The sequence below is a fragment of the Mycobacterium sp. 134 genome, assembly GCF_048282715.1.
Classification (GTDB): Bacteria; Actinomycetota; Actinomycetes; order Mycobacteriales; family Mycobacteriaceae; genus Mycobacterium; species Mycobacterium septicum.
Genome location: NZ_JBLVUN010000008.1, coordinates 5,472,023 through 5,486,200, shown reverse-complemented (window position 1 = coordinate 5,486,200; position 14,178 = coordinate 5,472,023). Strand labels below are relative to the sequence as shown.

Sequence of the window (14,178 nt, the reverse complement as noted above, 5' to 3'; positions counted from 1 at the left end):
GGGGGATGCGGTGCGATCGACGCTGGCTATGGGGATGGGCCTGTGACGGGCGGGGGCTTTGGCGGTCCCAATCCGTTCGGTGGTCAACCAGGACCCGGCCCGCAGAACCAGCCCCCGCAACAGCCCGGATGGGGCGGGCCCCCCGGCCCGCAGTATCCGCAGGCACCCGCCGGTGGGCAGCAGTTCGGCACGCCGCTGCCGCCACCACCGCCTCCGCCGCAGTGGGGCGCCGGACCATCACAGCCCGGCCAGTTCGGCAACCAACCGCCGTTCACCGGGCAACCTTCCGGTCCTCCGGGATACCTGCCGATGCCAAACCCCAAGCCCGCGCGCAAACCATTACTGAGACTCCCGTCCACCAAGCGAGGTCGGCGGATCCTGCTCGGAACCGGTGCCGGCGTCTTGGCGGTCGCGCTGATCGTCGGTGGCATCGTGGTGTTCAGCGGCAGCGGAGGCAACGACGGCGGCACGGGTAAAGCCAGTGAGGCGGTGTCGGCCTATCTGGAGGCGTTGCAGCGCGGCGATGCGAAGGCGGCGTTGGCGCTGGGCCGCGATCAACCGCCGGATACCTCGATGCTCACCGACGAGATCCTCAAGCAGCAGATGGAGAAGTTCCCCATCACCGACGTCAAGATTCTCGGTGACATCCCCACCACCGACGGCGGTGCCATGGTGCACGTGATCGCCAAGGTCGGCGGTATCGACAGCGATGAGCGCATCGTGCTGGAGAAGCCCCCACCCGGCGAGGGCTGGAAGCTGAAATCGGCGGCGATGTCGGTCGAATTCAAGATCCAGGACATGAATCCCGGTCTGGCCAAGTCCATCACGGTCTGGGATAAGCCTGTCCCCAAGAGTGGCAAGGCTTACGTGTTCCCCGGGCTGGTCGAACTGGGTAGCTCGAACCCGGCTCTGGACGTTGGCAATTCGCCGGCAGTGGGCAATGCCGACCCGACTCTGTACGAGATCTCGACCATGAGCAGGGTGGTCTATCCCGAGGTCAAGGTCAGCGACACCGGCCGGCAGATGGTGCGCGACGAGTTGAAGAAGGCGTTGGACAAGTGCGCCGAGAGCACCAGTCTCGAACCACCGAAATGCCCGAACAAGGCGGCTCGGTCCGACTTCGTGGCCGACTCCGCGAAATGGACAGCTCCGTCCGACCTCGAAGCCGTCACCATCAACTTCATGGACCCGAAGACGGGCAAGGCCATGATCATCGGTAACGCCGAGTTCGGTATCTCGGTCCGCACCCAGTCGGGCGAGACCGAAACCGGGACGTTCTTGGCGTCGGTCTTCGGCAACGCCGACATGACCCAGAACCCGCCCGTCGTCGATTTCGACAGAGCCTGAGCGCGGAGAAACCAACGTGACGAACTTCTCGAACTGGCCCGGGCCCGACGCGACGCGGGGTGCCCCGCCGCCACCGCAGTTCAACCAGCCTGCGCCGCAACCACATTGGGGTGGTCCTTCGGCCCCGCCCGGCGACCTCAAGCCGCGGCCGGCCAAGAACCGCAAACCACTGATCATCACCGCCGTGGCGACCGTGGCCGTTCTCACGGTGATCGGCGTCATCGTGGCGTTCCTGATGGGCAGCGGCGATGAAGGCGTCAGTTTCAATCCCAACGGCTCGCCGACGGAAGTCGCAAAGGCCTACATGGAAGCCCTGTCGCGGGGCGATGCGCAGGCGGCGCTGGACCTCAGCGCCACTCAACCGGCGACCACCGACCTTCTGACCGATGACATCCTGAAGAAGCAGCTGGACAAGTTGCCCATCACCGAGGTCGAGGTGATCGGGGAGGCGGACCGGAAACCCGACGCCGACAAGCGGACCGCGGCGGTCAAGGTTGCGGCGAAGTTCGGTGGTCAGCGCACCGAAGGAAAACTCGACATGGTCGTGGTGGACAACCAGTGGAAGCTCTCGGCGGCGTTCGTCGATGCCACCACCGAAGAGATCCACGGATACGGCGACCCTGAGGCGGCCGAGGCGTTGACGGTGTTCGGCAAGCCGCTGCCGCAGAGCCGCCATTTCTACGTGTTCCCCGGCTACCTCGAAATGGGCACGGCCACCCCGTATGTCAAGGTCAACGAACTGCCACCGACCACGCTCGACGATGTCTCCGCGCTGAAGGACACGGGAGTCGAGCCGAAGTTCTCGATGGGCCCCGACGGCCTCAAAGCCGCGCAGGATGCCGTACTGGCCTGGATCAACAAATGTTTCAACCCGGGTGACCACACCGGGTGCGGCGATATCATCACCGGCACCTGGACCAACACCTATGACATGAGCACGATGCGGGTGCGCGGCCCGGTGGACTTGCCCCCGGACATCTTCCGGCTTCCCGATCACACCACCGTGGTGCAGGTGGGCGGCCTCAACGTTCCCTTCACCGCCAACGAGAAGACGACCGGGCGAGTCATCGACAACTCGGTCAGCATCTCGGACCAGGTCGAGGTGAACATCGGCGTGCAACCGCCGAAAGTGTCCTTGAACAGGTGAAGATGACGCCGACCGACCGGGAGACGCCGTGACCAACTTCGGGGGAGACAATCCCATCGGCGGCGATGCGTCTCAGCCGCCCCAAGGCTTTCCGCCCCCGGCGCGTCCGCAGTCGCCGGCCCCCGGACCGTTCTCGCCAGGTCCGGCCGGCGGCGGCTTCGGCGGCCCGGCGTTCGGTGCCCCACCGTCCGGCGCCCCGCCGTTCTCGGGTGGCGGATACCCGAATCCGCCGGGGAATGCGCCTTTTCCGGCCGGCGCACCGTCGTTCGGTGCCCCGTCCTTCGAACCGCCGTCCTACGCCGGCGCCCCACCCAAGAATCGCCGCAAGCTGTTCGGCATGATCGCAGGCGCCGTGGTGCTCGTGGTCGCGGTGGTGGTCGGGGTCATCGTGGTCGTCGGTGATTCCAGCTCGGATGCCACGACCGCCAGTGGTGCGGTCGAGGGTTACCTGAAGGCACTGGCGAAAGGCGACGCCGACAAGGCGCTGTCGTTCGGGATCAACGAACCTCCGGACAAGACCTACCTCACCGACGAGGTGCTCAAGAAGCAGATCGAGAAGATGCCGATCACCGACATCAAGATCCTCGGCGAGGATTCCACCTCGGTGCATGTGCTGGCCAATTTCGGCGATGAGGCCGTCGACCAGGAAATCCCTGTCAAACAGTCCGGCGACGGTACCTACAAGGTCGAATACCCGACCTACGCACTGAATTTCGAGAAAGAGAAAGCCAAAGGATCGACAGCGCTGCTGGATTCGTTCAGCATCTTCGGCAAGCAGCTGCCGTCATCGGGCATCGCCTACCTCTTTCCCGGCGCGATCGAGGTGAGCACCTCGAACCCGAATATCACCCTGAAATATCGCCGGGATTCCTACCTGCAGTCGGGCGCCTCCTACATGCAACCCGAAGAGAACGCCGACTACGAGCTCGAAGTCAGTGACGAAGGTAAGGAAGCGGCCGACAAGGCGATCCTGGATGCGATGACCGAATGCGCCAAATCGACCTCTCTGGCACCGCCCAACTGCCCCATGGACGCCACCCGCGCCGCCTACGGCCTGACCGACGGCACAGCCCGTTGGACCGCGCCGACCAACACCGACAAGGTGACGCTGCGGATGCCGACGCAGGTCTTCGGCGAGGGGCTCAGTGGTCACGTAGAGGTCAGCGGTGCTGTCGACATGAAGTTGTCGGCGCAGTCCACCGAGCCGATGTTCAACATCAACGACGAGACCGTGCGGGTCAGCATGGGCGGCTACGTCGATCTCACCAAGAATCCTCCGACCTACACCTACGAGAAGGGTTACTGAAAATTGGAGCTTCAACAGCCCGGCGTGGATGCGGGGGAACGGACGACACTGACCAACCGGGTTCAGCCCGGTAACCAGGAACTGCAACTCGCCCTGCAGGCGGTGCGCGAGATCGGCTATGCCTTCGGCGCCAAGGTGGTGGGGCAGGAGCAACTGCGCGAGACCTTGTTGATCGGCCTGCTCGGCGGCGGGCACATCCTGCTCGAAAGCGTGCCGGGACTGGCGAAAACCACGGCGGCGCGCACCCTCTCGGACGCGATCGCGGGCACTTTCCAGCGGATCCAGTGCACGCCGGACCTGCTGCCCAGCGACATCCTGGGCACCCAGATCTACGACGCAACCACGGCGGAGTTCAAGACCCAGCTGGGTCCCGTTCACGCCAATATCGTGCTGCTCGACGAGATCAACCGGTCCAGCTCGAAATCGCAGAGCGCCATGCTCGAAGCGATGGAGGAACGCCAAACCACCATCGCGGGAACGACATACCCGCTGCCCGAGCCGTTCCTGGTGATCGCCACCCAGAACCCGGTCGACCAGGAGGGCACCTATCCGCTGTCGGAAGCCCAGACCGACCGGTTCATGCTCAAGGAGGTGCTGCGCTACCCGACGCCCGAGGAGGAGGTCGAGGTGTTGCAGCGCAGAGACCGTGGGGTGTACGACCGCACGGGTGTACCGCGTCCGGTCGTCGACCTGGGAACCATTCGGCGACTGCAGGTCACCACCCGCAACGTGCACATGGACCCGGTGCTGATGCAGTACGTCAGCCGGCTCGTCCACGTCACCCGGGAACCTCAGCAGTTCCTGCGCCCCGAGGTGGCCCGCGTCATCGAGTACGGGGCGAGCCCGCGCGCCACGATCGCCTTCGTCAACGCGGCGCGCGCCGCCGCGCTGATCGCCGGCCGCAATCACGTTCTGCCGCCGGACATCCACAAGGTGGCCTACCGGGTGTTGCGGCACCGGCTCATCCTCGGCTTCGAGGCGGTCAGTGCCAAGGTCACCCCGGAGTCCGTGATCGACCAGGTGCTGCAAGCGGTTCCGGTCCCCGGATAGTCCGGCGATGGGCAGGCACCTCAACCGTTCGCGGCAGTTCTTCGGCAACGTCAGCCGCAGCATGCTGCAAGGTGGCAAGCACGCGTTGCTGCACACCCGCACGCTGGAGTTCGACGATCTGCGTCCGTACGTGCCCGGCGACGACATCCGCGACATCAACTGGAAGGCTTCGGCGCGTTCCAACGACACGCTGGTCACCAAGTTCGTCACCGAGAAGCACCACAAGATCCTGCTGGTGTGTGACACCGGACGGAACATGTCGGCGCTGGCGCCCAGCGGCGAGTTCAAGCGTGACATCGCCGGTGTGGTGGCCGGGGTGATCGGGATGATCAGCATGAGCCGTTCCGATGAGCTCGGCATGGTCTACGGGGATGCCCGCGGCAGCGCCGCGGTGCGGAGCCGCAAGGGGGAGAACCATATCGAGGGGATGCTTGAGCAATTCGCTGCCCACAGCGTCGGTGACGTCGGAGAAAGCCGCATCGTCACGCAGCTGAACTACGTGGCGCACAGCCATCGGTCGCGGCTGTTGATGGTCGTCATCGCCGACGAGCCCGAGATCTCCGCCGAGCTGGAGGAAGCCGTCAAGCGGCTGGCCGGCCGCCACGAGCTGCTGTGGGTGGCGATCTCGGACATGCCCGCCGTCGGCGCCGACCAGGGGGAGATGGACGGGTATGACGTGGGAACCGGGCGGTTCGTCCCCGACGGCACCACGTTGGGTCAGTCCGTGGTCGACGCCTATCGCCGTGCCGAACAACAGCGAGTGGCTGAACTCGACCGGTTCTTCGAAAGGATGGCAGTGCCTTTCGTCCGGATCGGCGGCAGCGCCGAAGTCCGGAACCGGATCACGCACCTGACGGAGGTCTACAGCAATGCCCGGTGATGACCTGCTGAGATTCATCGGCGGACCGCTCGCTCCGTCGGGATGGTGGCTGGTGCTGGCCGCCGTCATCGTCGTCGCGCTGATCGCCTGGTGCGCCGGCGTCGTGATCTGGACGCTGCCGCCGCAACGGCTGCGGTCCATCCCCGTCCTGCGTGACTGGCATGCCCAGCTGACCAGGCGCCGGTTCACCCGGGCGATCGAAGAGACCACCGCGCGCTACGGCCGACGGGAGCTGTCGCGGGAAGGCGCCGCCACCGCCTACAACCACACCCTGCGCAGCTTCCTGTACCTGCGCACCGGGGTGTACGCGAAGAACCTGCTGACCGACCACCTCGCCCAGGGCGAGCTGTCCGATGCCGTCCCGCTGCTGACGGTCCTGCACGACGCCCAGTTCAACCCCGAATCCAGTGCTGACGTACTGGCTTTGGGACGCTCGGCCGAGGAGTTGATCCACGCATGGACCTGAGATGGAGTTGGCTGCTCATCGTCGGCGTGCTGGGTCTTGCCGTTGCCGTGCTCGTCGCCTGGCGGCTGCCGGTCGCCAAGGTGCAACGGCGGATGCGTCCGCTGGCCAACGTCAGCCGCCTGACCCGGCTGCCCGAGTTCGCCCGGGTGCAACGCATCTACCTGATCTCGATGGCTGTCGTGGGATCGATGGTGGCCATCACGTTCCTGGGCGCCATCGTCGCCGCGGCCCGGCCCGCCAAACTCGCCTCGGCCAACGACGGCTACGACGCGGCGTACCCCCGCGACATCATGTTGTGTGTCGGGCAGCCGGTCAACGACCCGACCACCTCCGATTTCCTGAACTACTGGGCCGAAAAGGCCAAGGGCGCCACCAATACCTCGTTCGGGATCACCTCCCAGAACCTGCGGGCTCTGCCGATCACCCGCGACAGTGCCTATGCCGAGCAACGGATGCGCTACTTCGCGGGGCTGGCCGGGATTCAGCAGAAACTCGACACCCACCAGAAGGTGCCGGTGGAGCAGAAACTCGAACTGTCCGCCGGACTGGAGTCGTTCGCCCGGCCGATCAAGTACGCCGACTACGCGCCGAGCCTCGAAGACACTCTCGCCATGTGTCTTTCGGGATTCGGGCCCAGCAGCGGTTCTCACCGCCGCCAGCTCGTCTACCTCGGCTACAGCAAGTTCCGCGCCGACGGCGAGAAGCGGCCCTCCCTCTATGACCAGTCTCAGGTGCTGGCCATGGCGCAGCGTCAAGGGATCCAGATCAACGCCGTATCGCGGGCCGACGTCGACCAGATCAGCCAGGCCGGCAACGATTCGCTGCGCGCCCTGACCGAGGCCACCAAAGGCCGGTTCTCCCTCTACAACCCGGCCGGTACCGGATCCTCCGATGGCGCCAACGACATCCTCAACGGCGCCCTCGACAAGATCGACCAGGATCCGCCGGTCCCGATGTACCTCGGGGTCAACCAGGACTCGAAACGGTACTTCGACATCCCGACGATCCCCCTGGCGATCGCGGTCGTGGCGGCCCTGGCGCTGTCGGTCGGGCTGGGAGTGTTGCGCCGATGAACTTCGCCCCGGTCCTACCCGTCTACCTGCTCGCGATCCTGGCTTTCCTGATCGTGGCCGTCCGGGTGTTCACCCTCTACCAACTGCTGATGCGCACCACCCAGGGCCGCTACCGTCCCGTCGTATTGCGCTGGCTCGGGCTGACATTCGCCGCACTGCTACTGGTGCTGGCAGCGTTTCGGCCCGGTACCGCCGATGACGGCGACCGCAAGGCGTCCGCAGCCGGGGCGGCGGTCTCCGACATCAACGTGTTCTTCGTCGTCGACCGGTCGGTGACCTCACGGATACCCGATTACGGCAACGGGCAGGCGCGGATGGAGGGCATCCGCGCCGATATCGCCGCACTGATGGAGAAGTACCGGACGGCCCGGTTCGGCATGATCGGGTTCGCCACCAAGGCCAAGGTCAACTGGCCCCTGTCGCCCGACACCGACAGCTTCGAGGCCTACGCCAAGAACCTGTCGGCCTACTCCTTGACGCCGTACGACTCCTACAATTTCATCGACCCGGTAGCGGCGAACGATCTGTTGCGCGAACAACTCGAAGCGGCGAAGAAGGCCTACCCCGAGTCGAAGAGCATCGTGTTCTACTTCGGCGACGGAGCCAAAGGCGACCAGGCCAAGCCGGGCGCGTTCGACATCTCCGAGGATCTCTTCAAGGGCGGCGCCGTGCTGGGATACGGCACCCCGGCCGGAGGGCCGATTCCGCAGAGTTACGCCAACGGGCGCAAGAACTATCTCGGCGACCCGGCGACTGGCGCGATCATCCGGTCCGGACTCGACGAGGCCCGCCTGCAGGAGATCGCGAAAAGCCTGGGCGTCAAATACTTTCACCGTGAGGCCGGCCAAGAGATCGTGCCGGTGCTGCCGCCGGTCGCCTCGGGCGGCATGGTCGACGGCGGCGAGGTCAGTGGTGGAGAGGATCCGCTTGTCGGTCGCACCGAGTGGTACTGGGTGTTCGCGTTGATCAGTGCGGCACTGCTGTCCATCGAGGCCGTGCTGATGGTCCGCGAGGTCCGGCGCAACCGGTTGTCCCGCAGCGACCTCACCGCAGAGGACGTGGTGGCCCAATGATGTTGCGTCAAAAGCCGAACCAGATCCTCCCGTTCCTGCGGCACCTGCTGCAGATCGTTCGTCAACGCACGGTGGCGTGGTTCAACCCGTCTCAGCGGCGGCTGCGGCTGCGACGTCGGCTCTTCCTCTACACCGCGCCGGTCGCCGCGCTGCTGGCGCTGGTGGTCGCCGGCCTGATCTCTGTGGTGATGGTCGGCCATTCGGCCGTGGACTCGTTCGAGAAGCACGACATCGAGGCGTTGCGTCTCGACGTCGACAAGCTGAAGACGTTCGGGGTGATCGAACCCGGCAACATCGCCTTCGCCGAAGGCGATCTGCTTGTCCTGGAAGGCAAACTGAACGATGCCGAAGCGCGGTTCAGTGATGCGCTGGAACGCTTCGACGGCGACGACTCCTGCCCGGTACGGATCAATCTCGAACTGGTGCGGGAATCGCTGGCCGACCTGGCCGTGCGGTCCGGACGCCCCGAGGATGCCGACCGGCTGTACAACGCCGCCCTGACCGTGGTCAAGGACGCGCCCGAGGGATGCTTCCTGTACAACACGGATCCCAACGAAGAACGACGGGCAGTGCGCGCCGACGCCAAGCCGCGGCTGGAACGCAAACTGGCGGCGATGCATGCCCCGCCCCCGCCACCCCCGACGGGGCCGGCGGTGGTGACCCCCGAACCGCCTCCGCCTCCGCCGGCCCTGCCGCCGCCACCGGGGCAAGGGGGCCTGGGCCAGGGGGACAGTCCTGGCCAAGGCCCGGGCCAGCAACAGGTGCCCGGCCAGGGGCAAGGCCCGCCTCCTCCGCCGCAGGGGCCGGGTCAAGCGCCGGCGCTGCCGCCACTCGGACAGGGCGGGGCACCCGAGCTACCACCGCTCGCACCCGGTGGCGGTCAATCGTCAACGGAGACTCCACCGTTGCCGTCGCTGCCCGGGGAGAATCTGCCGGCGGCCCCGCCACCGCCGCCGGGTCAGCAACCGGCACCTGGCGGTCCCGGCGATGGCCCACTGCAGATGGCCGACCCCGGCGCGCCGAACCCGGCGCAGATCCTCGGGCCGGTTGGGCCCGACGGTCTGCCGTTGGGGGACAAGAACACCAGTGCCCCGGACCTCCATCTCAGTGAGCGTGAAGGTGTCGGTTCGGGCCCGGAGAGCAAGCTGCAAGCCATCCTGGAGGACTCCAGCGCCTACGGCGGCGAGCGCGAGTGAGCGCTGCGTCTAGGTGGTTAACGCCTTCAAGTCGTTCATCGTCGATGTGACGATCTCGCCCAGCCCGGCATCGGTGCTGTCGTGCACCCATCGGACGAACGCGACCTTGAACACCGCCATCCCGGTTTCGGCGGCCAGCCGCGCTGCCGCATCGTCGATGCCGCGGGCCTTCAGCGCCTCGGCCATTTCTCCGGACAGCGTGGCGAGCTTGATCAGTTCGCGCTCCTGAAGCGCGGGGTTGGCATCGACGACGGACTGCCGGCGCAGGGCATGGTCGCGCCGCCCGTCGAACACCGGGCCGAGTGCGGCCAATGCGACACCGACCACATCGAGTGGCGGCGCGGCGACTGGGGCGTGGGCGATGGCGGCGGTCAGGAGTTCGGTGAGCATGGTCTGTCCGCCGAAGAGTGCCTCGCGCTTGTCGGCGAAGTACCGGAAGTAGGTGCGCTCGGTCAGCCCGGCCCGCTCGGCGATTTCGGCGACCGTGGTCTGGTCGAACCCGCGCTCGAGATACAGCTGCAGGGCCGCCTCCTGCAGGCGGTCGCTCGCATTGGGCTCCCAGCGGCTCATGGATCTGATCCTAGGGAATGTCAGTGACTGACATGGCGTTGAGAGTGATGACAGTTACTGACATCAGGAGGACTCCATGAAGGTTTTCGTCACGGGTGCGTCGGGTTTTGTGGGCGCTGCGGTGCTTCGTGATCTGGTTGCCCACGGTCACGACGCCGTCGGCCTGGCTCGCTCCGACGCCTCGGCCGACGCGATCAGTGCGGCCGGTGCCCGCGTCCATCGCGGCGATCTGAACGATCACGACAGCCTGCGTACCGCGGCCGACGCCAGCGATGGCGTCATCCACCTGGCCTTCCACCACGACTTCGACAAATTCGCCGACGCCGGAGAGCTGGACCGTCAGGCCATCGAGGTCCTCGGTACGACCCTTGCCGGCTCGGACCGTCCGCTGGTCGTCACGTCCGGTGTTGCCGGGCACAGTGCCGGTCGGCTGTTGACCGAGAACGACCCCTTTCAACCCGGGCTGCCCCGGCACTCCGAGCCCGCGGTGCTGGCTTTCGCCGACAAGGGAGTGCGCGCCTCGATCGTGCGGTTGTCACCGACGACGCATGGAGAGGGTGATCACGGGTTCGTGCCACGGCTGATCCAGGTCGCCCGGGAGAAAGGCGTCTCGGCCTACATCGGTGACGGGACCAACCGCTGGCCGGCGGTGCACCGCCTCGACGCCGCCCCGCTGTTCCGGCTGGCCGTAGAACAGGCGCCGTCCGGGACGGTTCTGCACGCGGTGGCCGAGGAGGGTGTTGCGGGTCGTGACATTGCCACGGCCATCGGTCGCCATCTCGGGCTGCCGGTGACCACGGTCCCCGTCGACCAGGCCTTCGACCACTTCGGGTGGATCGGCGGGATGTTCGCGCTCGACGTCCCGACGTCCAGCGCGTTGACCCGGCAGCGGTTCGGCTGGCAGCCGTCCGAGGTGGGCCTGCTCGAGGATCTCGACCGCGGGCACTACTTCGAGTGAGCGGCGCTACTCAGAACACCCGCCGCGGCGGCGGCGGCTTCTTCACGATGGCCGGCAGGATGAACGTCTCGATGTAGCCGCGCGCCACCGTCGGGTCGTTGCGGACCGGCACGGCATTCACCAGGAAGCCGAGCGAGGTCGCGATGATGAACTGCGCCAGATCGTTCGCGTGTATGCCCGGCCGGAACTGGGTGGCGTCGTCGGCGATGATGCCCTCGACGGTGGCGGTCACGAGTTCGGTCAGTTCAGAATCCCTGGCGATCAACGACGCGATTGTGCCGTCGGGGGTCTGGTCGGCGAGGGTGTTGAGCAGCGGATCGGCGACCAGTTCGGTGGCCACGATGACCAAGCTCTCGACGAGAAGCTCGATGGGCCCGGCGTTCTCGGGGATTCGCGTCAGGATCGAGGTCATGTGCCGCTGGGTGGTGCGTTGCACCATGGCGGCGATCAACTCGTTGCGGTTGGCGAACTGACGGTAGATGGCGGTACGCGAATAGCCCGCCTCGTGGGCGATGACCTCCATGGTCGAGGCCCGGTAGCCGCGGGTGGTGAACAGGTGCTCGGCGGCATCCATCAGCACTTCGCGAGCCTGCTCGGCGCTGTTGCCGCCGCCCACCGGGCGCCCACGGGGTCGGCGTGCTGGTGCTGACAATCGACTGTCCTGATCGGCGGTGTAATCGGAGTTTCAGTATGCCGCACGGGGTGACGCCGTTTCCGCAGCATTAAAGGGACATTTTGGTCAATTTGTTCCATTTCCCTGCGGGCGATCGATGTCGCCGGTTAGCGTGCCAGCGTGATCAAACGGGGGATTGCAGTCAAAGCGGTGCTGGCAATGGGATGGGGCGTGCTGGTGGTCGCCCTGTGGATGGGGCTGATCGCGGCCACGATTACGACGGCGCACGCCGATCCTGGCGGCGGGAAATCAACGACGCAGTCCGCCAACGACTCTGGCAAAACGTCGGCGCGACGCGACAAGCCCGCACGCGTCGGCCCGCGCAAGGAGAAGCCGCGCCGGGCCGAGGCGAAGGATGCCGACGTGAAGGCTGACAACGCGTCGCCGCGTCAGCGCCTGCGCTTGTCCCTGCCGAAACCGCTGTCCGAGGCGGTCGACGGCATCGAGACCAGAACCCGGACCGCGCTGGCCGACCTTGCCGATCGCACACCGAACCTCCGGACCGCGCAATCACTTCCGAGGTCCAAGTCCACGACAAAGCGTGCCGCGCGAGAGATTCCCGAAACCGCCGACACCACCGCGGCCGAGAAGGCCGCACCAGACATCGCCGACGCGATCGACGCCATCACCGACCCTGATGATGCGAAGGCGCCGCTCGCGCAGGTGAACAGGGTCGTCGACCGCATCGTCACGCAGAGTCGCACGGTGCTCACCGATGTGGCCGACCGGGTTTCGAGCACCCAGACTCCGCGGCCGATCGCGCAACTGGCCGCTGCGGTCAGGACTCCCGCGACCGAGCAGAGATCGGTCCCGCTGGTCAACATCGTCGGCTCGTTGGTGTTCAACGTGGTCGGCGCTGCGCTGCAGGTGTTCTCGGGCCCGCCGGTGCTCCCGCCGGGCAGCAACGTCACCGTCCGCAGCTCGACGCTGGACATGCCGGGCACCAACCAGACCGTGCGGGCCGACTGGTACTTCCCCGAGGACCCGGACTCGGCGACCGGTGTCATCTACCTGCAGCACGGCTTCATGGCCACTGGCCCGATGTACAGCTACACCGCGGCATACCTGGCCGAGGAAACCAACAGCATCGTCGTCGTGCCGACATTGTCCTCAAACCTGTTCGACGCAGGCGGCGAATGGATCGGCGGAGAACCGATGCAGCAGTCCGTCGCCGACCTGTTCGCCGGCGACCGGACCGAACTGACCGCGAGCGCCAGTGCTGCGGCCGGCCACCCCGTCACGTTGCCGTCGAAGTTCGTCCTGGTCGGTCATTCCCTGGGCGGAATGCTGGTGACCGGCGCCGCCGGACGCATGGTCGACAACGGCGCGGTCGACGACCTGGCCGGCGTGGTGCTGCTCGACGCGGTGGACACCCACGACGACATGCCCGAGGCGCTCGATGACCTGAGCGGCGCCAATTACCGCCCGGTGCTGCTCATTTCATCCGAGCGGTACGTCTGGAATCTCAACGGCACCGTCGGTGACGAACTGCAGGCCGCCGCCGGCCAGTTCAACGGCGTGATGCTGGTCGGTGGCCGGCACATCGACGGTCTGCAGGGCGCAAATCCCATCTTGCAGTTCGCCGAATACCTCATCGCCGGCTTCTCCCAACCGCAGAACGTCGATGCGGTGAAGACGATCTCGGCCGGCTGGATCAACGACATGTACGACGGCACCGACACCGGTGTCCACGGCGAGCCGCAGGAGAGTATCGAGATTCCTACCCCGTCGGGCACCGCCACCGCGGTGGTGCTGCCCTTCACTTCCGACGAGGCCGTCCAGGCCACCCCGTGGGACGGGGTGGCCAAGGTGATCCTCGATGCCCTGTTCCCGTACGCGGTGTACGAACCGCTGGCCGGACGGTCTGTTCTGGTGACCGTCTGACCGTTGAAATCGGTGCTCGAAACCCCACGGCTCCGCCCATATCCTGGTGAGGACGCCGAATCGAGGGGTTGCCGTGGGGGAGACACCGCCAGAGGAATACCCGCACGAGTGGGTGGACCGCTATGGGCCCCAGACGTATGCGCCCCAGGCCTATGCCCAGCCGCCGTCTGAGGCCAAGCGGAACTACCAAGCCATGCTGGCCATCCGCTGCTTTGTAGGGATCATCGGTGGCGGCGCCGCGGTGCTCTGGGCTCTGGTCGTCTTCGTGATGCTCAGTTCGGCCTTCGACACGAACCCGGCCACCGATCCGCACGGCTACGGGATCGTCTTCGGCGTTCTCATCTCCGTGCCGTTGAGCCTTTTCTGGGCCCTGGTGTTGCCGTTCGCCGCTCCCAGGCACCGGTGGGGCCGCGCCTTCGCGATCTCGTTGCTGACCCTCGTGGTCCTCAACGCACTGGTGTTCTGGGCGCTGAGCGTCTCGGGCGCCGGGTAGTTCCGCGCCCGCGTTCGCTGACGCGCGCTGAACAAGGCATATACCAAGCTCAGCTATACATT

14 protein-coding genes are annotated in these 14,178 nt (G+C 66.4%); 12 read left to right on the top strand and 2 right to left on the bottom strand.

Features of this window, described 5'->3' with window-relative positions:
* The first annotated feature begins 42 nt into the window (after nucleotides 1–42).
* The 9 genes from ACNQVK_RS31105 to ACNQVK_RS31065 all read left to right on the top strand — a co-directional run bounded on the left by ACNQVK_RS31105 (nucleotide 43) and on the right by ACNQVK_RS31065 (nucleotide 9,538).
* Nucleotides 43–1,347, top strand: coding sequence for a hypothetical protein (locus ACNQVK_RS31105; RefSeq protein WP_418032577.1), 1,305 nt, complete (start codon nucleotides 43–45; stop codon nucleotides 1,345–1,347).
* A 16-nt stretch (nucleotides 1,348–1,363) separates the two neighbouring features.
* A complete protein-coding gene (locus tag ACNQVK_RS31100) occupies nucleotides 1,364–2,494 on the top strand; it encodes a hypothetical protein (protein WP_418032576.1) in 1,131 nt (376 codons plus the stop codon).
* Between the two features lie 28 nt (nucleotides 2,495–2,522).
* Nucleotides 2,523–3,800: a hypothetical protein gene (locus tag ACNQVK_RS31095; RefSeq protein WP_418032575.1), complete on the top strand. Its 1,278-nt coding sequence runs from the start codon at nucleotides 2,523–2,525 to the stop codon at nucleotides 3,798–3,800.
* An 81-nt stretch (nucleotides 3,801–3,881) separates the two neighbouring features.
* Nucleotides 3,882–4,850, top strand: coding sequence for an AAA family ATPase (locus ACNQVK_RS31090; RefSeq protein ID WP_235732853.1), 969 nt, complete (start codon nucleotides 3,882–3,884; stop codon nucleotides 4,848–4,850).
* A 7-nt stretch (nucleotides 4,851–4,857) separates the two neighbouring features.
* The gene (locus tag ACNQVK_RS31085; protein WP_276127125.1) at nucleotides 4,858–5,730 is read left to right on the top strand and encodes a DUF58 domain-containing protein; all 873 of its coding nucleotides are present in this window, start codon (nucleotides 4,858–4,860) and stop codon (nucleotides 5,728–5,730) included.
* On the top strand, nucleotides 5,720–6,196 hold the full coding sequence (locus ACNQVK_RS31080; RefSeq protein ID WP_418032574.1) for a hypothetical protein: 477 nt from the start codon (nucleotides 5,720–5,722) through the stop codon (nucleotides 6,194–6,196). The genes ACNQVK_RS31085 and ACNQVK_RS31080 overlap by 11 nt, the downstream gene beginning before the upstream one ends.
* Nucleotides 6,187–7,269, top strand: coding sequence for a hypothetical protein (locus ACNQVK_RS31075; RefSeq protein WP_418032573.1), 1,083 nt, complete (start codon nucleotides 6,187–6,189; stop codon nucleotides 7,267–7,269). Before ACNQVK_RS31080 ends, ACNQVK_RS31075 begins: the two co-directional genes overlap by 10 nt.
* The gene (locus ACNQVK_RS31070; RefSeq protein ID WP_418032572.1) at nucleotides 7,266–8,342 is read left to right on the top strand and encodes a VWA domain-containing protein; all 1,077 of its coding nucleotides are present in this window, start codon (nucleotides 7,266–7,268) and stop codon (nucleotides 8,340–8,342) included. Before ACNQVK_RS31075 ends, ACNQVK_RS31070 begins: the two co-directional genes overlap by 4 nt.
* The gene (locus tag ACNQVK_RS31065) at nucleotides 8,339–9,538 is read left to right on the top strand and encodes a tetratricopeptide repeat protein (RefSeq protein WP_418032571.1); all 1,200 of its coding nucleotides are present in this window, start codon (nucleotides 8,339–8,341) and stop codon (nucleotides 9,536–9,538) included. The genes ACNQVK_RS31070 and ACNQVK_RS31065 overlap by 4 nt, the downstream gene beginning before the upstream one ends.
* A gap of 9 nt (nucleotides 9,539–9,547) precedes the next feature.
* On the opposite strand, the gene ACNQVK_RS31060 is transcribed toward ACNQVK_RS31065, so the two are convergent.
* The gene (locus ACNQVK_RS31060; protein ID WP_418032570.1) at nucleotides 9,548–10,108 is read right to left on the bottom strand and encodes a TetR family transcriptional regulator; all 561 of its coding nucleotides are present in this window, start codon (nucleotides 10,106–10,108) and stop codon (nucleotides 9,548–9,550) included.
* A gap of 76 nt (nucleotides 10,109–10,184) precedes the next feature.
* Here ACNQVK_RS31060 and ACNQVK_RS31055 point away from each other — a divergent pair, with 76 nt between their 5' ends.
* Nucleotides 10,185–11,066, top strand: a complete 882-nt coding sequence (locus ACNQVK_RS31055) for an SDR family oxidoreductase (protein ID WP_418032569.1) — start codon at nucleotides 10,185–10,187, stop codon at nucleotides 11,064–11,066.
* A gap of 10 nt (nucleotides 11,067–11,076) precedes the next feature.
* Here the strand turns inward: ACNQVK_RS31055 and ACNQVK_RS31050 are convergent, their stop codons facing one another.
* Nucleotides 11,077–11,718, bottom strand: coding sequence for a TetR/AcrR family transcriptional regulator (locus tag ACNQVK_RS31050; RefSeq protein WP_409550117.1), 642 nt, complete (start codon nucleotides 11,716–11,718; stop codon nucleotides 11,077–11,079).
* 141 nt (nucleotides 11,719–11,859) lie between these two features.
* On the opposite strand from ACNQVK_RS31050, the gene ACNQVK_RS31045 reads away from it, so the two are divergent.
* Both ACNQVK_RS31045 and ACNQVK_RS31040 read left to right on the top strand, forming a co-directional pair.
* Nucleotides 11,860–13,623, top strand: a complete 1,764-nt coding sequence (locus tag ACNQVK_RS31045; protein WP_418032568.1) for an alpha/beta fold hydrolase — start codon at nucleotides 11,860–11,862, stop codon at nucleotides 13,621–13,623.
* A 73-nt stretch (nucleotides 13,624–13,696) separates the two neighbouring features.
* Nucleotides 13,697–14,116: a hypothetical protein gene (locus ACNQVK_RS31040; RefSeq protein ID WP_418032567.1), complete on the top strand. Its 420-nt coding sequence runs from the start codon at nucleotides 13,697–13,699 to the stop codon at nucleotides 14,114–14,116.
* Nucleotides 14,117–14,178 lie beyond the last annotated feature (62 nt).